Annotated in this window: 12 protein-coding genes; 5 read left to right on the plus strand and 7 right to left on the minus strand. The window is 58.0% G+C overall.

What is annotated here, in order from left to right:
* From E6W33_RS27000 to E6W33_RS09680, 5 genes are all read right to left on the minus strand, one after another.
* The coding region (locus tag E6W33_RS27000) for a DUF4347 domain-containing protein (RefSeq protein ID WP_168798596.1) at positions 1–4,544 on the minus strand (4,544 nt) is incomplete at its 3' end.
* A 15-nt stretch (positions 4,545–4,559) separates the two neighbouring features.
* Positions 4,560–5,495 (minus strand): efflux RND transporter periplasmic adaptor subunit, encoded by a 936-nt coding sequence (locus E6W33_RS09665; RefSeq protein WP_168798597.1) that lies wholly within the window; start codon positions 5,493–5,495, stop codon positions 4,560–4,562.
* Positions 5,496–5,520: 25 nt separating this feature from the next.
* Positions 5,521–7,482: a DEAD/DEAH box helicase gene (locus tag E6W33_RS09670; protein ID WP_136416942.1), complete on the minus strand. Its 1,962-nt coding sequence runs from the start codon at positions 7,480–7,482 to the stop codon at positions 5,521–5,523.
* Positions 7,482–9,638, minus strand: coding sequence for a biotin/lipoyl-binding protein (locus tag E6W33_RS09675; RefSeq protein ID WP_168798598.1), 2,157 nt, complete (start codon positions 9,636–9,638; stop codon positions 7,482–7,484). The genes E6W33_RS09670 and E6W33_RS09675 overlap by 1 nt, the downstream gene beginning before the upstream one ends.
* Positions 9,635–10,909: an HlyD family efflux transporter periplasmic adaptor subunit gene (locus tag E6W33_RS09680; RefSeq protein ID WP_247869617.1), complete on the minus strand. Its 1,275-nt coding sequence runs from the start codon at positions 10,907–10,909 to the stop codon at positions 9,635–9,637. The genes E6W33_RS09675 and E6W33_RS09680 overlap by 4 nt, the downstream gene beginning before the upstream one ends.
* Between E6W33_RS09680 and E6W33_RS27520 the strand changes: the two genes are divergently transcribed.
* From E6W33_RS27520 to E6W33_RS09700, 5 genes are all read left to right on the plus strand, one after another.
* The gene (locus tag E6W33_RS27520; protein WP_247869621.1) at positions 10,865–11,014 is read left to right on the plus strand and encodes a hypothetical protein; all 150 of its coding nucleotides are present in this window, start codon (positions 10,865–10,867) and stop codon (positions 11,012–11,014) included. The genes E6W33_RS09680 and E6W33_RS27520 overlap by 45 nt on opposite strands.
* A 696-nt stretch (positions 11,015–11,710) precedes the next feature.
* A complete protein-coding gene (locus tag E6W33_RS09685; RefSeq protein ID WP_136416948.1) occupies positions 11,711–12,970 on the plus strand; it encodes a GGDEF domain-containing protein in 1,260 nt (419 codons plus the stop codon).
* Positions 12,971–12,992: 22 nt separating this feature from the next.
* Positions 12,993–14,027 carry a tetratricopeptide repeat protein gene (locus E6W33_RS09690; RefSeq protein ID WP_136416950.1) on the plus strand — a complete coding sequence of 345 codons (1,035 nt, stop codon included), beginning with the start codon at positions 12,993–12,995 and terminating at the stop codon, positions 14,025–14,027.
* A 538-nt stretch (positions 14,028–14,565) separates the two neighbouring features.
* Positions 14,566–15,741, plus strand: coding sequence for a spherulation-specific family 4 protein (locus tag E6W33_RS09695; protein WP_168798600.1), 1,176 nt, complete (start codon positions 14,566–14,568; stop codon positions 15,739–15,741).
* A 272-nt stretch (positions 15,742–16,013) separates the two neighbouring features.
* Positions 16,014–16,655 (plus strand): response regulator transcription factor, encoded by a 642-nt coding sequence (locus tag E6W33_RS09700; RefSeq protein WP_136416954.1) that lies wholly within the window; start codon positions 16,014–16,016, stop codon positions 16,653–16,655.
* Between the two features lie 126 nt (positions 16,656–16,781).
* Here the strand turns inward: E6W33_RS09700 and E6W33_RS09705 are convergent, their stop codons facing one another.
* Positions 16,782–17,258 (minus strand): cache domain-containing protein, encoded by a 477-nt coding sequence (locus tag E6W33_RS09705; protein WP_247869601.1) that lies wholly within the window; start codon positions 17,256–17,258, stop codon positions 16,782–16,784.
* A gap of 272 nt (positions 17,259–17,530) precedes the next feature.
* The gene (locus E6W33_RS09710; RefSeq protein ID WP_136416956.1) at positions 17,531–19,162 is read right to left on the minus strand and encodes a PQQ-binding-like beta-propeller repeat protein; all 1,632 of its coding nucleotides are present in this window, start codon (positions 19,160–19,162) and stop codon (positions 17,531–17,533) included.
* Between the last annotated feature and the right edge of the window lies 1 nt (position 19,163).

The raw sequence follows: 19,163 nt of genomic DNA on the forward strand, positions 1-19,163 counted from the left end.
AAGGCGTTGCCGTCGCTGTCGCTGAAACCAAAGTCGGCTGCCGTGAAGACGTAGCTGCCGTTTTCCAGTGCCACCACCGTCTTGTCGGTGCCGGCCGGTGCATCATTGACAGCGGTGACATCGATGCTCATCGTGTTGGGCGATGCATCCAGATCGATGCCGCCATTGGCCGTGCCGCCATCGTCGCGTACCTGGAAGCTGAAGCTCGCATAGGAAGCCCCGGACGCGCCGGCCGCCGGCGTGAAGACCAATCTGCCGAGGTCGATATCGGCCTTGCTCACGAAATCACCGGCATTCACGGCAACACCGTTGTTGGTCAAGGCCCCGGCACCCGGCACGGTCGTGATCTTCACCGACAGCAAGGCGTTGCCGTTAATATCACTGAAGCCGAAATCCGCCGCTGTAAAGGTATAGGCAGCATCTTCAAGCGTCGTCACCGTCTTGTCGGTGCCCGCCGGCGCACTGTTGACGACCGTGACATCGATCGTCATGGTATTGGGTGACGCATCCAGATCGATGCCGCCATTGGCCGTGCCGCCATCGTCCCGTACCTGGAACGTGAAGCTGGCATAGGCAACTCCGGATGCGCCGGCCACTGGGGTGAAGACCAGTTTGCCGAGGTCGATATCGGCCTTGGTCACGAAGTCGCCGGCATTCACGGCAACACCGTTGTTGGTCAAGGCCCCGGCACCCGGCACGGTCGTGATCTTCACCGACAGCAAGGCGTTGCCGTTAATATCACTGAAGCCGAAATCCGCCGCTGTAAAGGTATAGGCAGCATCTTCAAGCGTCGTCACCGTCTTGTCGGTGCCCGCCGGCGCACTGTTGACGACCGTGACATCGATCGTCATGGTATTGGGTGACGCATCCAGATCGATGCCGCCATTGGCCGTGCCGCCATCGTCGCGTACCTGGAACGTGAAGCTGGCATAGGAAGCTCCGGATGCACCGGCCGCTGGGGTGAAGACCAGTTTGCCGAGGTCGATATCGGCCTTGGTCACGAAGTCGCCGGCATTCACGGCAACACCGTTGTTGGTCAAGGCACCGGCGCCCGGCACGGTCGTAATCTTCACCGACAGCAAGGCGTTGCCGTCGCTGTCGCTGAAACCAAAGTCGGCTGCCGTGAAGACGTAGCTGCCGTTTTCCAGTGCCACCACCGTCTTGTCGGTGCCGGCCGGTGCATCATTGACAGCGGTGACATCGATGCTCATCGTGTTGGGCGATGCATCCAGATCGATGCCGCCATTGGCCGTGCCGCCATCGTCGCGTACCTGGAACGTGAAGCTGGCATAGGAAGCTCCGGACGCGCCGGCCGCCGGCGTGAAGACCAGTCTGCCGAGGTCGATATCGGCCTTGCTCACGAAATCACCGGCATTCACGGCAACACCGTTGTTGGTCAAGGCCCCGGCACCCGGCACGGTCGTGATCTTGACCGACAGCAAGGCGTTGCCGTTAATATCACTGAAGCCGAAATCCGTCGCTGTAAAGGTATAGGCAGCATCTTCAAGCGTCGTCACCGTCTTGTCGGTGCCGGCCGGCGCATCATTGACAGCGGTGACATCAATGGTCACCGTGTTGGGCGACGCATCCAGATCGACACCACCATTGGCCGTGCCACCATCGTCCTGCACCTGGAAAGTGAAACTTGCATAACCGGTTCCGGACGCGCCAGCCACGGGCGTGAACACCAACAATCCGCTATCGATGTCACTCTTTGAAATGTAGGTGCCGGCTGCAAAAGTCGCCCCATTCAAGGTAAGCGTTCCCTGGGAGGGCAATGTGCTGATCAGCACGCGCAATAATGTGTCAGCAGGCGTATTGCCGGGATCCGTGAACCCAAAGTCGGCGGCACTGAACGTGTAGGCAGTACTCTCGATCGTCACCACCGTGTTATCGGCGCCAGACGGCGCACTGTTTGTCCCGGGAACTTGCAGAAGCTGCGAAAATTCCGAAGTATCGCTTGTTGTTTGGTCGGTGGCGGTTACAGAAATCCATTCTCTGTAATGCACGGACGCGGCCAGCGTCGTATTGAAGGATGCATTGCCGGAACCATCGGTCGTGACGAGGATGGATCCAAGATAACGCTCTCCTTCTCCATATCCTGTTCCGTCGGGATTGCTGTTGGCAAAAACCTCAAGCCGGTACGTGCGCGAAGCATTGCTATTAAGGGTACCTGCGATAACGACGCTTGCCCCCGTTTTTATCGCGCTGGTCAGAACCGGGGAGTTCTGGAGATTATTGGCTCCGGTGTCCGCGTCACCGACATCATTTGCACTTACGCCCGAGGGAGTGAGGTCGATACCCAAGCCAGTATTGTTATATATCGAGTTTCCAAGTATCCGGTTGCCAGTCGCTGTGGTACTGAACAAGTAAACGCCGTTGCCGCCATTGTTGGCGATGATATTCCCAGCACCGGCCGCCGTCCCGCCAACCGTGTTGTTGAGCGCCGCTCCCTGGAATCGGATACCGTCGCTCGCATTGGCGAGAGCAGCAGAGCCCGTTGAATCGGTGCCGATATAATTCCCCTGGATGACATTGTTGCTGGAAGCGCCGACATAGATTCCATAAAAGGCATTGCCGGAGATGACGTTTCTTGCCCCCGCCGTCGCGCCACCGATTGTGTTGTTGTCGGAGGAACTGGAAAGATAAATGCCTGCGCGCGCATTGCTTATCGCGCTATTCCCGGTTGCATCCAGACCGATGTAATTTCCGAGAATGCTGTTGCTGGTGCTGCTGGTTGCGAAGATGCCATCCCGACCGTTGCCCGAAATGACATTTCGCGCGCCAGCCGAAGAGCCGCCAATGACAGTGCTGCTTGCGGTATTCAGGTGAATGCCATCACTCGTATTTCCGACTGCGGCAGTTCCGGCCGCGTTGATACCAATGTAATTGCCAAGGATGCTGTTGTTGCTGCTTTGTTCGATGAGGACACCGTAGTTGGTGTTGCCCGAAATGATATTTCTGGATCCGGCCGCTGCCCCGCCGACCGTATTGTTGCTGGATGCAGAGTAAATCCAGACGCCGCTGCTCCCATTTCCGATTGCGCCAGTACCGGCAGCGTTCACGCCTATGTAATTGCCGAGCACCGTCGTGCCATTGCTCGCATTGATCTCCAGGCCTGCGCCGGTGTTGCCAGAAATAATATTTCCCGCGCCGGCTGCGGTGCCACCGATGATGTTGCCCGACGCATTGGCCACCTCGATGCCGGCCCCCGCATTGGCGATCGCGCCGGTTCCCAAGGAATTCACACCAACATAGTTGCCCAGAATGACGTTGTTCGAGCCCGAATCGATGGATATCCCCGGCCCCCCGTTACCTGAAATAACATTTCTGTCCGCCGCACTGGTGCCGCCGATCGTGTTATTCGACGCGCTGGTGAGATCGATCCCGAAGGTTCCGTTTCCGCTTCCGGCCGTGCCAAGGAAGTCCGTGCCGATATAGTTTCCGGCAACTGTGATGTTCGATGCCTGAAAGACATAAATTCCGGAGGATGTGAAATTGTTGATGATCAGACCGCGTACGCTGCTGCCCGAAGCGCCGGACAGAAACGTCAAACCATCTGCGCCTGCGCCGGCCGACGAGCCATCCAATTCGATGATGGGGGCAGACGTAAAACCAGGTTGTGTAGTGCCGTCGATGTTGACAACGTCGGCGATGTTGGGAAGTGCCGAAGCGAGAGAAATCGTCTGCAGACCGGAACCGATATTGAAATTGATGGTGTCCGTGCCGGCATTGGCATTCGCATCATTGATTGCCCGGCGCAAGGAGCCCGCACCGGCGTCATTGGTATTCGTGACGCTGTAAGTCGCCAGGACCGCATTGAATTCGGCCCTGGCGCCGAGGTCAGGCGCAAGTGCCGATTCGATTTTGCCGGTGGCGAATTCAAGCGTCCAGTCACCTCCCAATGCACTGGTGCCTGTCAGGTTTGCGCTGGCATTGATATCCGCACCAGTCAGTTGACCAAGGGCCCTGACAAAATCGCGCCCGGACTCGTCGGCAGCGACATCGCAACCATAAAGAAGAATGTCGCCATCCTCGCGCAGTGCATCGCCCCACTTCGAAATCGCAACAGCGTTGCCCAGCAGGCTCCGGCTGTCGAGGTGGGTATCGCCGATTTGAAGCGCGCCATCCTCTCCATGCGAAATGAGGTGCACCGCATCCAGATTCCGGTGCAGTCCAAGAACCTTGCTGATTTGCTCAACGCCATCCTGCCCGGAGTCGAGTATGACGACTTCCAGTGAACGCGCATCGGTATTGCTCGCCGCGAGCCTGCGTGCAAGTTCCTCCGACCCGGCGACGGCGCTATCGATGAATACGATCTCGTGTCTCTGCCGACTTTCAGTTTCGGATCCATCGATCGTCGATTGGCTCAAGGATATCGGCGCCAGCACGGAGCTGCCAATGCGATCGACGTTGTTGAGACCATGATCTCCAAGCGGCAGCGCCAAGCCACCGCCCAACAGCGACGATGCGTCGGCGGAATAGAGAATACGAGGCTCAATCGCCTCGACGATCAACGAGCTCGAATCAAGCCTTGCGGACATGCTCTGCTCCTTCACTCACTGTCTTGCCGGCACAGCTTGTACTTGCTGTGATACTCGGTCGATTCGAGGCGCATTCGCGACCTCTCCTGAATGCGAGGACTGTGCAACGCTATCAGCGCCGCCGGCCGGAGCCGGCGTACCGTGCTTCGGTTTTTGCCCATTCCCGAAATCGGCGACACAACGCAATCCCGCAGGAATGCTGTGGTCCGGGTTCGGCAGGCTCAAGCGGGCACGAAATGTGTTGCTGGCGGCATCGATCACGCGATCGACCAGAACCACCTTTGCGATCAGGCTCTTCTCGCCAGTGATATCTGTCTTGAGTTTGACTGGTGCGCCAACGGCAACATTGCCGAACTCCGCCAAGGGCAGGACAACTTCAACACGTAGCGGGTCTATTTTTGCGACACGCACGATCGGGTCCCGTTCCACACGCTCGCCTTCAGTCCGGTAACGGTCCACCACTATGCCCGCAAACGGGCTGGTAATACTGCGTTGCGCAAGTTGGGAGCTGGACAGCGCCAATTCCTGCTGGGCGATGGTTTTTGCTTCCTGCGCTTGCGCAACGCGATTTTTCGCGATCCTGGCTTCCGCTTCGGCCTGATCCACCGCTTCTTTCGAGATAAAACCCACACCCGCCAGCTCGCGCGCGCGCGCAACTTTTGCCTGCGCAAGGTCATGTCCGGCGATTGCTGCCTTGAGGTCCGCCTCGGCATTGGCCCGTGTGGACGCGACGGCGACGGAAGCACGTTCGATATCGGCCCTCAGGTAGGCCACCACTTGCCCGGCTTTGACAAAGTCACCTCGCTCCACCGGAATTCTTTCGATAATTCCGATGGAGGGTGAGCCGATCTCCGTCACTTTCTCGGGTTCAATCAAGCATGCCAGCGGCGCCGCCCATCCGTATCGCCCCGCCATCAACACCACGACCATCGCTGTCTTCAGTACTCGCATAGCGCTCCGTCCCCGCTCCATTGCATCACTCATTCCGGCCAATAAAAGCAAGCTGCCGATCTCTCCAACGATCATTCAAAAACAAAAGCCAATGCTCTCGGCGTCGCAATCTTTCCCTTCCGGCTTGCTCGATCAAAAACAAAACCGTGAGCCAGCGCGGCAATTCAGAGGCAGCCTCAGTCACACGTCCGAATCGCGCAGCAATCTTCGCGAAAAGAGACATCGATGACAGGCTGTCCTCGACGCAATACAACTGCTCCACGCTGCCCGGGTCCCCCTGCCGCGCGCAGCGGCCATATAGTTGCCGATCAATGCGCCGGGAGTCGTTCGATTGGCACACAATCACATGCAGTCCGCCCAGGGCAGCAACATCCGCGCCGAGCCTGATGTCGGTACCGCGCCCGGCCATGTTGGTGGACACCGTGACTGCACCCGCTTGCCCGGCTTCGGCGATCGTGCGCGCCTCGTCGGCATTGCAACGTGCATTGAGGACGGCATGTCGTATGCCGGCGCGCGCAAGCTGTTCCGACAATGCCTCGGAATCATTGACCGAACCAGTGCCAATCAGCACCGGCTGCCCCAATGCAGCCAGTTCACGCACCCTGCCGACGACATAGCGCCATTGCAGGGATTTATCCAGGAACACGCGGCCGGGAAGAATTCGGCGCCGACACGGAAAGAGCAAAGGAACCTGCACCACCGGCAAACCATAAATGGCAAGCAATTCATCCCGCGCCTCGGACAGCGTCCCGCTTACGCCGGACAGGCGCAGATATCTGGAAAAGAAACGCTGGAAGGTAATCTGCGCTGCGGTTTGTGCGGGTTCGGTCAAGGGGCAGTTTTCCTTTGTCTCGATCAGTTGTTGAAGCCCGCTTGACCAGACCCGCCCCTCTGCCGGACGCCCCGTCGTCTCGTCAATGATGATTACCTGTTTGTCGCGCACCAGGTAATGCACGTCCCGCACGAACAGATGCTGCGCAGCCAGAGCAAGGCAGAGTGTCTCCTCGCGCCGTCGCACTGCGCTCCATCCCGCCCCCATGTGCCCGGCGAGAATCTCGGCGTGCCGTTTCCCCTCTGCCGTGAGGCAGGCTGTCCGCTGGCGATACTCCAGCAGAAAATCGCGATCTTGACTGAGCTGTGCTGCCAGGAACAGCGCCTGCCGGTAAAACGCCGACTGTTCTCGATTCGGCGCCCCCTCGCTCAGGATCAATGGCATGCGGGCTTCGTCGATCAACACACTGTCTGCCTCGTCCACGATCGCCATGCACAGGCCGCGCAATCGATGCTCTGCCGGCCCCTGGTCAATGCCCCTATCCGCTGGCGACGCCAGATGATCCCGCAAATAATCGAAGGCCAGCTCTTTTGCGGTGCAATAGGTGATGTCGCAGCGATAGGCTTGTGCGCGCGGTTGGGTAGACATGCCGGAGATCACCGTGCCGACAGTCAGCCCGAGAGCATGAAAAACTGGCGCCAAGCAGGCAGCATCTCGTTCAACGAGGTAGTCATTGCTCGTCACCACGTGAACCGGGATGCCTGCAAGTGCACAAGTGGCGGCGGCGACCGCGACGGCAAGCGTCTTGCCTTCCCCTGTCTGCATCTCGATCAAGCGCCGGTCCAGCATTAACCACGCCGCCAGGAATTGCGTATCGTGCAGCCTCAGGTTGAGGTACGCATGCAATGTGGCATCGATCAGACCGAAGACTTCTGCAACCAGCTGCGTTTGCATTCCATCCAGAATGAGCCGGGAACGCATCTGGCGAATGCCGGCGGCGACAAACTCCTTGTCACATCCGATCAGCCTGGCCCTTCTCTGGTGAATCAGGCGAAGGAAGCCGGCTCGTTCCCAGGAAGCAGGCGATCGCGCACTGGACAGCCGCGCACGAAGCAGTTCCACCGAAAACAACGGCGACGGTTCGCGCTCACGCACTCGCTCGGGATAGGCTCCGTAACGCACGCCAGGTCGCGGAATGCTGAGGGTTTTATGCATCACTGCGCCGCCATGGAAAATATTCTCAGGAATAACTGCCGAAATCGCCAGACAACAACCTCTACCAGTGGTTTGGCGTCGTAGCTGAAACGAACCGCAGCACGGCTTCCGGCGTGCATGAGGCTGTACTCCGGCACTTGAACATCCACCAGGAAAACCGGCTCCAGCGCGGTCACACCCTCGGGATCCGCCGGATCCGTGATCAGGCTGCCGCCTCCACGATCGCCGATAGCCTTGCTGGGCAGTGTGCGTGTCGCCGCGGGCTCCATTCGCACCAGCCGACCCGCAAAAAGTTGGTTGCCGGTTTCGGCCAGCCGCACTGAAATCGCACGCGCTTCCGATCCTATGCGGCCAATATCATCTTGAGAAACCGCGACCCGCACCGTCGCACTGTCAGGGGCCAGGACATAGGCGACGAGCGCGCCCTTCGGCACATGCCGGCCCAACAGCTCGTCCTGATGCGGCAAGACAAACCTGCCGTCGACTTCGGCGCGCAAGGTCAGGCCGGCGATAAGTTCATCAAGCTGCGCAAGGTCCGCCCGCAGACGCGAAATCTGGTCTGACGCATTGCGGCCTTGTTGTAGTGATGTCTGCCAACCGTTGGCCTGTTCGGTTTCTGCCGCTGCGATCCGAGCCAGCAGGCCTCGCTTCTCGGCAAGCAGATCCGGCGCATCGATGCTCACCAACGCCTGGCCCTTGATCACGTGCTGGCCGTCTCGCGCCAGGATGGCGGCCACCTGGCCCGCGCTACCGGTCCGCACTTGCGATTGTTCCGGTAGCCATACGATTCCCTTCGCCACCGCCCCATCCGGCACGGGAACGAAAAACAAGGCGCCGAACGCAAGCACGACCGCACTCGCGACCGCCGCAAGCCTTTTCCAACTTTGGCTGCCGGTTTGCACTGCGATGGAGAAGCCGGATATCCAGCCCCAGGTTGGACGCAGGAGCAATACAAAAGCCAGCCATAGCAGCGCTATCAGTCCAGCCAGAATTGACTTCGTCACGACCCATTGCACGATGACGACCGAGATCGCGAGACGGTAGAGCCACGACGACGGTGCATAGAACACGAGCCAGAAGAGTTCGCTGCCGTGCACCGGTTTGCCGCCGCCGCTCCCAAGGAGATAACGTGCGCGTTGTGCCCACCAGTTCTGGCTGCGTGAAGCCAGATTCGGCAGTTCGATAAGGTCGCACAGGATGTAATAGCCATCGTAGCGCAGCAATGGATTGCCGTTGAACATCACGGTGGATACGCCACCGATTACCATGACCACAAGGGCCAGGTCTCGCACCAAGCCGTCTTCCGTCAGGCTCCAGACGCCTAATGCCAGTGCCGCCAGCGCCAGTTCAACCGCAATACCGGCGAAACCGACCGCGGCACGCCGCCACTTCGCGCCAAGTGCAGTCGCAGCTGACGCATCGACATACGGCGCAGGCACCAGCAGAAAGAAACCGATACCTGCCTCTTTTACTCGCCCTCCCCAGTGGCGCACCACGAGCGCATGCCCGAGTTCGTGCAGAAACTTCATTGCCGGATAGGCGGCCCATGCCAGAAACAGGCAGCGCGGGGTCAGTAGATGGATCTTCGCATACGCATGGATCTCTCCCCAGTCGAGTGCGGTACGCGCCAGCGCCCATGCGACAAGCACACACCAGGTCCAGGCGGTTACCCGATGCATCAATATGGACTTCAGCGGCGACAATTTATCCAATAGCGATTCGGGATTGAACAAGCGCAGCCGGAACGCAAACGGATTGAGGCCCGTAATACGTTTTCGCTTGCGCTGTGCATGTTGATATTGCTGCAGCATCGACAAGTCGGGCAAGCTGTCGAAGAGCACCAATCCGATTTCCAGCAGTTGCGCGAGCACGGCAATCACTTCGTCTTGTGTCGGCGCATCGTCGCCAAGCGTGCGCTGCAAGCCTGTCCACAGCGCATCGAGTGTGTACTCTCCGTTGAAACGCCCAATGAGCTCATAGGCCTTCCTGTTCAGGCGATAGTGCTGTCCGCTGATCGGGTGCGTGAAGACAAACCATTCCTCGCCGCGCAGGATTTGTCGTTGAATACGGGTTCCTGGTTGCAGGCGCGGCGTCAGCGGCCCCACGCGGTACCAGTACGCGCTATACAGCGAGCCCTCTCCTGTAGGGTGAGTCATCCGAGCCGGCTCCAGATGGCGTAGACCAGAGCGTGCCAAACGCCGGCAATCCATTTCCAGCCCACCGGCTCGCTGCCAGTGGTGATTTTCGCGACGCCTTTCAGTCCGGGCGCCAGGCTCGCAATGCGCCCTGACTCCACTGCAGCTTCCACTTCGAATACGTTTTTCCCCTCCGGTGTGACGTTTGCGACCGGCGTCATCCGCAAAGTCCGAATGCGGAAGGTTTCGGAAGGAAGGGCAGCCAACACGAGCGTGCCGTCCTGCCCGGCCCGGATATCCGAGATATCCCGTTCATCGACTTCCACAATGACGCGAAAACCGTCACCTTTCGACAAAGTCAGCAAGGTATCACTGCGCTTCAACGGAGAACCCAGCATCTGTGTCAGATCGCCTTTGATAACCACGCCGTCAAATGGCGCAATCAGCCGGGTCTGAGACAGCTGATTGTCGATAAGATCTCTTTGTGCGACGACCTCATCCAGCTTCGCGCTCCGGATCGCGACTTGGGTGCGATCTGCTTTTACCATTGCCTCAGCAAGCGAATTTTCAAGCTGAGCGGCTTCAGCTTCGACCTTCCGACGCTGGGCAAGCAGGGTGTCTTCGTCCAATACCGCCAGCAGCTGGTTCGCCCGTACGCGATCGCCCGGCCGCACCCGCACTTCTTTCAGGTAGCCGTCAATCGGTGCGGTGATGAGACGTTGGACCGATGCTTCAAGCCGAGCCTGGCCAGATATCTTGTTCGGGAACGGAATGATAAAGAACATCACTGCGCACAACATCGCAAGCGCCGTGCCCGCAATCCGTATCTGCCGCGGCCTGGAATCGGATTCAGCAAACGGATTGGGGCGAAGCATGCTCAACAACCGAACCCACAGAGGTCGTTGCAATGACCATTTCAGGTAAAGCAGCGGCCCGATATCCGAGGCGAGTTTTTTCAGCAGCCAGATCTGGTCAAAATCCGAGGCATCGGTCTTGCAATTTTCCAGTGTGATAGCGCCGATCAGTACGCCCTGTCGAGCCAACGGCACGGTCAGTACATTCGATAGATTATTGCGTCGCGCCAAGTCCGCATGAGCGACGACAATATAAGGGAAGTCGCTCAGGGAATGCGGATAGGCCAGCAATGAATCCTGCAGCACGCTCTCCTCCATTGCTGCAGCGACTTCCGGCAAGACCGCATCGACCATGTCCTGATAGTGGCGCGAAACAGCGCACACCTTGACGGTATGGCCGTCGACGAATCCCAGGCTCGCCCGGTCGCAAGCCGTCACTTGGGTCAGCCTGGACAGGAATTCCGACGCAGCGAGCGGGAATTCCTGCTCGACGAGCAATGGGCGAATCAGCGCAAGAAAGGCTGCGATACGGTCCGCAGCTGATTGCAACGGCGTTGTGTCATTTGGCTCTATCATCCGGCACCCGCTGTCTCAACCTGCCTATTGCCATACCGAAATTTTCTGAATTCCTGCAAGTTCCTTTGACGACCATCGTCACCGGCAATCGGAATTCCAGTCGGCGCTATCCTCAGAGAGCAGGATGCGGCACCGGCCTGAACCGCCAACGGCGACGAAAATCGCAACCCAGCTTGTCACGCTGCAAGGCTTGAAGGCTCTGTATCCGTGAAATTCGGACGAGGAACACTGTGGCGCAATCATGCAGTGTCGATTGTTGTCAGGCAATCTATACGAAAGTATGGAGTGCTTTCCCTCCATCTCAGCGATGCTTCACCCAAGCTTTGTCCTGAGCTGCGATCCGACAAACGAGGCGCCCGTATGAAATGCCAACCGCTACAGGTGGTTACGGCGGTCACATGGCAACACCAAAGTCGGCGCAACGCCTTGATACTCTTCACTTTCCACCTCGCGCACATACTTCCGTATAGATGCTTTAAAGATAACTGGCGGTTACTGTTTCCATCATGCAGACATATTTCCGCAGTGCGGAAACCGGTATTGAGAAGACAACATCCTCTGGCCCAAGCAACTTGTCCGATACATCTTTCACGCAAATTGCAGTCGACCAGAACTCATTTTTGAAATGCAAATCGTTGCAAAGCGCTGGGTACTGTGCTCGCCATGAACATCGCAAGCAATTTAATTCTGACGGAAGCGAAGCGCTGCGACCTCGTGCAGCAAGCCGATGTCGTCCTGGAGCATTTGTCCGCAATGGCGCAAGAAATCACCACACAACTCGATCCCGCCGCGATCTTTCAGGCGCTGAACCTATATCTGCATGAACTCGTCAGTGCAGATTCATTCCTCGTCTATTTACTCGATCCGAATACCCTGTCCTTGAACCTGGCATTCGGCGTCGACGCCGACAAGCCGCTTGCGCCGCACCGCATAGCGCTTGCCGATTCCACCTCCCACGCGGCGCGCTGCGTGCGCGAACGTCGCAATCTTGCAATTGATGCTCCGCGCTTTGGCGGTCAGGATCATGGCCTCTGTTCGCCCACCTATTCCAGCGCCCTGTTCTTTCCCCTGAGGGTTGGCAACAATGTGCTTGGCGTCATGAGCATTCAGTCGAGGCAACCGCATGCTTTCGGTGATCGAGAGCAAGGGATTTTCCAACTCTTGTGCGCGTATGGCGCCATCGCGCTCGACAATGCTGCAACACACGGCCAGCTCAAGGAAAGCTTGACGATATTGCGCGAAGCGATGGACGAGAAGCTTGAACTGGAACATGCCAATCAGAAGCTGAGGGAGGCCAGTCTTACCGACTCGCTGACCGGCCTGCGAAATCGGCGCGTTCTGCATGAGCATCTGGATGGCGATATCCGCGCATGCCTGCGCCGCTATGACAAATGCTTGAATGATCGGTCGCAGGGATTGCCTGACGAGGCAGACCTCCTCTTCTTCATGGTGGACATCGATCATTTCAAGGAAGTCAACGACAATCATGGTCATGCTGCGGGTGACCGGGTGCTGGTGCAACTGGCGGAACGTCTCCGCGAAGTCTCACGGCATTCCGATTACCTTGTTCGCTGGGGTGGCGAGGAATTCCTGATCGTGGCGCGTTCAGCCAATCGCGCCACTGCCGCACAACTTGCTGAACGCATTCGCACCGCAGTTGCGGGCCGCGACTTTGTCCTGGGCGACGGCTTGAAGGTGGCAATTACCTGCTCTGTCGGGTTTTCCTGCTTTCCTCATTTGCCTACAGATCCTCACCTGCTGTCCTGGATTGCAACCGTAGGCCTCGCCGATCAGGCCTTGTATCGCGCAAAGATCGAAGGGCGCAATACGTGCCGGGATGCATACGGCGCCACGCCCGAGCTGTCTGTTTCTGTCGTACGGCAGGCCGCACCATCGTGCGACACCTTGAATTTTCACATCTAAACGGCATTTGCTCGGGCTTCCAATGAAACTGTTCGCGCGCGATGACGAGGTCATGGAGCTGGAGGCCGAGCTGCCGTCACAACGCGGTGCTGATCAGCTGAAGACTTTGGTCGCGTTATCGTGGCACCTGCGCCAACGGAATACGCGACGTGCGCTTGCCCTGGGCGATGCAGCGAGCGTGTTGCTCACCCATATCGTGTTGCCCGAATACGAACGTCTGCGAATCGATGCTCGCTTGCTATTGGTTCGTGGCGAAGCCAAATGGCTGTTTGGCCGGTTGGACGAGGCCGAGGAGCGAGCAAACGAAGCACTACGGATATTCACGCTGCTTGACGACGGAGTCGGTATTGCAGACGCACATTGGCTGCTTGGATTCATCGCGAACGAACGTGGAGACCAATCCACCTGCATCGCCGAGCTGGCATTTTCCGCGAGAGCATGCAGCGCCGTCGACGGCTTGCGCTGCACCGCCGCAAAATTTGCGCTGGCACGTCTCGCAGTACTTCTCGATCGTGGTGCCGCACAGGCGCGCTGGAGCAGTCATGTCGACGCTCCACTCTCATACGTCGACCCCAGCCTGGAAGCCCTTGCCGACGATTTCCGAACGACGCTCGCTTTTGAGTCAGGCGATTTCAAGACTGCACTTGCAACCGGGATGCGCACCTATGGCGCGGCGCTGGCGACCGGTCAGATCAAGCGAGCCATCATTGTGTCCGCCCGGATTGGTACTGCATTTTCCAAGCTGGGCAAGCTTGACAGTGCTCTCGAGTGGATGCAACGCGGCCTTGAACTCGCTCGCTCCGCCGACTGGCCAATCAGCATTGGATGGTGTCTTGTAAATACCGGTAACACCTTGCAAATGCTGGACCAACCGGCATCGGCGCTCAGCCTGCTGAATGAAGCTCTGGACATATTGAAGCCGTTCCCCGCCTCGGAGGTATATACGATCGCGCTTCGGCACAAGAACATTCTGACGATTCAAGTCACCGACTATACAAATTCGGCAGATGGCGACAATCCACGCCACCCTCTCTCGACTTCACCTTTTCTGCTGTAGCAGCTCTACGGGACGACTGATCGTGCAAAAGCCACCCCCTGTCGACCTCGTGCAACGACGCGGCAGTTCCTCGTTCTTCACGCTACATTGCAACCGTGATCAAAGAACATACTTCTGTATAAATTGCAAAGCGTCAGTTAAATGTTAATTTCCACACCGCGGAAAGTAATTTGATTCACGGAAATTGAAACGAGAAATTCTCATCACGAATGACAATGGAACCAGGCATTTTTGCTTTCACTTCCGGATATCTCAAGAAGACTTGGCACTTGACGATGGGACATGCGAATACTGAGCACCAGACCTCAACAAGAGGCACGGCGCAATCGACTAGCGGCACTTCTCGACACCGGAAAAATGCGATCCATTTCGGCCGGTACCCAAGCCGGCTCCCAGGATTTTGCACATTTCCGTTTCGCTTGCATCACTTGTTTCACTTTGAACCTGACACGCGCAAATCCGCATCTTTTCGACGAGGCAGCCGCAAGGTCGCATTTTGGACTGCACAACACAACTTCAATTCATGGGAAAGCCGCGTATGAAATCACTGCTACTTCTTATTGCCGCATTGCTCGCTTCCAGCGCGGCGCCCGCCAATACCGACATCGGCGTCATCAGCTACTGGGGTACTAACCAGGCGCTCTATGACCAGTTGCCGGAGGGCTCGGTGGCGCTTGTCAATCCGGACAACGGCATATTCGTCTCTGCAGGCCAAACCAAGACGCTTGTTCCGAACCTGAGTGACTACAAGACGATTGTGAGAAAGGCCGCGCGGCGCGATATAGCCATGCTCGGTTATGTCCCGACAGGCTACTTCAACCATACTTGTGACGCGATCGGCCAGTGCCAGACCTGGGAGAGGATCGAGGCGCAGGTTCAAGCGTATTTCACCAACATGCCGCGCCTGGAAGGCATCTTCTTCGACGAAGCCGCTCCCGCAGCCTGGGATTGCAATGCGTTCCCTGCCGAATACCAGCGCCTGCGCGACATCGTCTATAAATACAAGGGCAACGCAACGATCGCGTTCAATGCAGGCGTGCCGGATAACTGTGCAGTGGCGGGTGCGGAAGCGGGCGACATCCTGGTGTTGTTCGAAAGCGATCAGAACGCTTATGCCGCGCAAGCACAGAACGTTCAGGTATCCACCACGACCGCTCTGAACAAGGGTGTGACGACCTGGCATCTGATTCATTCCGTGAAGACCCTGGACGGCCTGAATGCCGTTCTCGCCCAAGCGAAGGCGACCAACGTGGACTTGTTCTATGCCACGGATATCGGCGGGAACTGGCAGGCGGGCGAAAACACCTGGGGCTCGCTGCCCTCCTACTGGCAGCAAGAGGTTGCTCTGTTGAGCGGCGCATCGGAACAACTCGCGCCGACCTGCAGCAGCTTGGCATCCGCACCGTCCGGGCAGATCGTCAGCAAGGTCAGGTGGGAAGATGTCGGCAAGCCTGGCTATATCTATATTGGGGCCAGAGATACGAACGGTCGCACCTGGATGCATGATGGGCGTACCTGGACCGAATACACGACCGGCACCCGGAGCGTCTACACCTCGCAGACCATCACGGGCCTCCTGTCGCTACCCTATGATCGCGTCTCAGCCCTGCTATCCACCTTGCCCGCCACGCCCAAGGCGGTCTGGACCGCCTACGCACTGGCGGATGACAGGGATCACCTCAAGAGGAAAAAGCGTATTTGTGTGAATCGATAAGCCGCCACGTCGCTCCTCCCACGTGCCGGAATGTTCCATCGGATCTTTCCGCTGCTCGCCGTGGGTTGCCGGAGTGGCGACAGAAGCCCGGCTAAACCTGTGTCCCAAGGCAGAAAGGACGAGGCGGCACAGTGGAGTGAGGGAGAGTTCGTCCGTTGTTCTGTGCCGGTCGGCAGCGCTACCCTCGCATTTTTATAGAAAATAGAACAATATTCAACTCAGAAGTAATATATGACCTACGGTCACCACCACGCATTCACATCACTTGGCTCATGACAAAATCTGCACTCATCGTTGAGGACCACCCTATCTACCGCGACGCGCTCATGATGTTCCTGCGCGGCCTGCTGGGAAATTCCAGTGTGATCGCCGTAAGTTCGACTGAAGAGGCGCTTTCCCTGTCCAGCAACCTGGATGGCCTCGCTCTGATACTGCTCGATCTGGGACTCCCCGGAATGCACGGCGTGGAAGCGGTGGCCTCGTTACATCGAAAGTATGCAGATGCGGCCATCGTCGTCGTTTCGGCTTCAGAGGATCGCCGCGAAGTGGCCGCAGTGCTGCGAGCAGGCGCAAAGAGTTTTATCTCCAAGGCGGTGTCGACAAAAGTGATCTCGGAGGTGGTCGCGAAGGTCCTGGCTGGCGAGCGGCTCGAGTCGGAGTGGATTACGGCCAGGGGCAATCAAGCCGTCGGGGATGAGCCCTTGTTAATGCTGACCCCACGTCAGCGAGAGACGCTCGTCTATCTGTGCCAAGGCCTCTCCAACAAAGAAATCGGCCTTCGATTGGGTGTTGCGGAAATCACCATCAAGACCCATATTTCATCAATCTTCCGCGCATTGAATGTCGTCAATCGAACCCAGGCAGTGCTTGCTGCGCGTCGATTCGGTCTCTACTCTCCCGGCGCTGAGGAGTGAACGAATTCAAGCGCCACCTTGGAATCGGTTCCCGGCGCCAAAGACCATCGATTCGGCTTCCAGGCCTTGCAACGCGGGAGCGGGCCGGCCGGTGACCGACCGGCGCCGCGTCCGGTCAGCCTTGCTTCATCGCGGCATGTGAATGCCAACGCAGACGATCGTATTGCCGGCACCTTGCTCGCAATACGATTTCTTGGGTTCGTAGACGTTCGTGTTGGGATTGTTAAACTTGTAGGGGCCGTACCACCCCGGTCCCTTGCTCTTGACCATGTCGATCATTCCCTTGATGAGCGCGTTGCCGTCGACATCTTTCATGCCGATCAGGTTCTTTCCGACCATCTTCGGATTGGCGCCTTGCGCAAGGCAGTTGCCTTCGAAGTCGTAGACAAAAACGTACAGATCGCGGTCCTTGAATGCCCCATCGGGATGATCGGTAAAGCTTTTGTAGGCTTTTTCCGGTCCTGCCGATTTGATCAATGCGACCGCCTGCTTCACCATGGCTTGTGCTTCAGCTTCGGAACCGCGATCGCCCGCCGCTAACGCTCCGGCCGAGATAGCAAATTGCGCTCCCAGTACTGCTACCGCGATCATGCTTTTCTTCATGTGTGTCCCCTTGTGCTTGTCTTAATAGTGATAAATCACCGCGTTATTGATTTTAACTATCTTTCTTTGCAGCAAGATTCAATTTACCATATGACCAATAAATTTCAAGCGAAATCGTTCTCCCTGTCGCCGCAATGCAAATCCTGACAAATGCCGGCGGTGCCGTTCGCACTGGCGAACTCGCTGAATTACAATGGGATCGCTGATTGCCTGTCAATGCGGCAGCCCGTTCGTGGCTGCCGCAGCGTGTTCCGAATTGAGGCGTCGTTACCTCAGCGGTTGGGGATGCGGTAAATCGCGTTGTTGCGATCGGCGCTAAAGTAGACATTTCCGCGTGCGTCGATCGCGACGCCCGTTGGGATGTACGACGGCGGCATGCCTGCACCACCCTCGAAGCCAATCGGCAAATCGCCCGCGATCACCCGGCGCGTGCCGCCAATCGGGTCGATTTCAGTCAACTGCCGTGCTGCCGCTTCCGCAATGATAAGGCGCCCGTTCGGCGTTTCGGCCAGGCCTTCCGGCAATTTGAGGCCTTCCGCGACGACCGATTTGCTCCAATCCTTCGTGTTGATGCGGATCAGCTTGCCTGCGGCGACGGTCACATAGAGATTGCCATCTCGCGCAAGGATTAACTGCACCGGCCCCTCGAGCCCCTGAAGCACGACTTCCCGATTCTTGTAGCCGTCGCCGTTAAGCCGCACCAGATTGCCCGTAGCGATTTCGGATACGAGAACCGAACCATCCGGCAGTTCAACCGCATCGGTCGGCGCCTTGAATCCGCCCAGCTCGGCAACAGTCTTCATGGCCCCGCGGTCGATGATTTGCAGGCTGCTGGTAAACCAGCTTGTCAACAGCAAGTGCTTGTCGCTGGCGCCGACCGTGAACGGATATTCCAGATCGGAGTCCTGCATGCGCTTGATGTCGGTGACTTTGCCTGTTTGAGTATCGACCGCTCGCAGGGCGAAAATGTCGGCGACGTACAAGGTCTTTCCGTCCGCAGAGAGCTTGAGACCGCCCGGCACGGCGACTTCGCCCTTGGTGATATAGCGCGATTTTCCGCTCGCGGGGTCGACTTCCTCGATCGAGTTGTCCGCCATGTTGGAGACATAAATGTGGTCCTGCTTGTCGATCGCCAGGTTGTCGAGCGCGCTCTTCAATTGCGCGACGGTCGTCTTGCTTCCGCTGGCCGGGTCGATTCGCACCAGCTCTCCGCTTTTGGTATCGACTGCGTACAGATTGCCTTTTGAATCGAAGTTTGCAGCGGCAGGCGTCTTCATGCCGGATGCAAGCGTCTTCACTTCACCCGAATCAGGATTGACCTTCACGATCTGTCCCTTGAACCAGAGCGGTCCGTAGATCCAGCCGTCCTTGCCGACTTCAAACCCGTTCAGGCCGCCCAGCTCCTTCTTGATCAGGCGCGGCGGTTTCTGACCGCCGATGTCGATCTCCCACAGCGCATCGCCGAGGAACACCTGCGAGGCGTAAAGACGTCCATTTTTCTGGTCAAAGGCAAGCGAATTGATGCCCGTCAGATCCTTGGCCAAGACCTTGATCGGCGCAGAATCGGACTCGCGATAGCGCAGCACGCCCTGAAGAAAGGAAGTCCATGCCAACTCGCCCTTCGGGCCGATCGCAATGTCGTCCGCCTGCCCCTCTGGCGCAGGAATGAAGACCGATGCCTTGCCGCTGTTGCGATCGACTTCGTAGATCGCACTCCCGATCACGCTGCCGGCGAGCAAACGCCCCTTTGTGTCGACGGCCAGGCCGTGAACGCCTTTGAAGTTCGACGGAGCGACGAGCACTTCGGGCTGTCCGTATTCATGCATCGTGGAAGGTGAAGTCGCGCATCCGGCGACCAGCGTAGAAAGGCCGAACAAGACTGCTGAAGCAATTCGATTGCACATG

It is taken from the genome of Herbaspirillum sp. ST 5-3, assembly GCF_004804275.1.
Taxonomy (GTDB): domain Bacteria; phylum Pseudomonadota; class Gammaproteobacteria; order Burkholderiales; family Burkholderiaceae_D; genus Noviherbaspirillum.

Coding starts and splice junctions, on each gene's coding strand:
- E6W33_RS27520 (WP_247869621.1), top strand. CDS start 10,865: ATGGCCGTCGACGAATCCCAGGCTCGCCCGGTCGCAAGCCGTCACTTG.
- E6W33_RS09690 (WP_136416950.1), top strand. CDS start 12,993: ATGAAACTGTTCGCGCGCGATGACGAGGTCATGGAGCTGGAGGCCGAG.
- E6W33_RS09665 (WP_168798597.1), bottom strand. CDS start 5,495: ATGCGAGTACTGAAGACAGCGATGGTCGTGGTGTTGATGGCGGGGCGA.
- E6W33_RS09675 (WP_168798598.1), bottom strand. CDS start 9,638: ATGACTCACCCTACAGGAGAGGGCTCGCTGTATAGCGCGTACTGGTAC.
- E6W33_RS09685 (WP_136416948.1), top strand. CDS start 11,711: ATGAACATCGCAAGCAATTTAATTCTGACGGAAGCGAAGCGCTGCGAC.
- E6W33_RS09670 (WP_136416942.1), bottom strand. CDS start 7,482: ATGCATAAAACCCTCAGCATTCCGCGACCTGGCGTGCGTTACGGAGCC.
- E6W33_RS09705 (WP_247869601.1), bottom strand. CDS start 17,258: ATGAAGAAAAGCATGATCGCGGTAGCAGTACTGGGAGCGCAATTTGCT.
- E6W33_RS09700 (WP_136416954.1), top strand. CDS start 16,014: ATGACAAAATCTGCACTCATCGTTGAGGACCACCCTATCTACCGCGAC.
- E6W33_RS09710 (WP_136416956.1), bottom strand. CDS start 19,162: ATGTGCAATCGAATTGCTTCAGCAGTCTTGTTCGGCCTTTCTACGCTG.
- E6W33_RS09695 (WP_168798600.1), top strand. CDS start 14,566: ATGAAATCACTGCTACTTCTTATTGCCGCATTGCTCGCTTCCAGCGCG.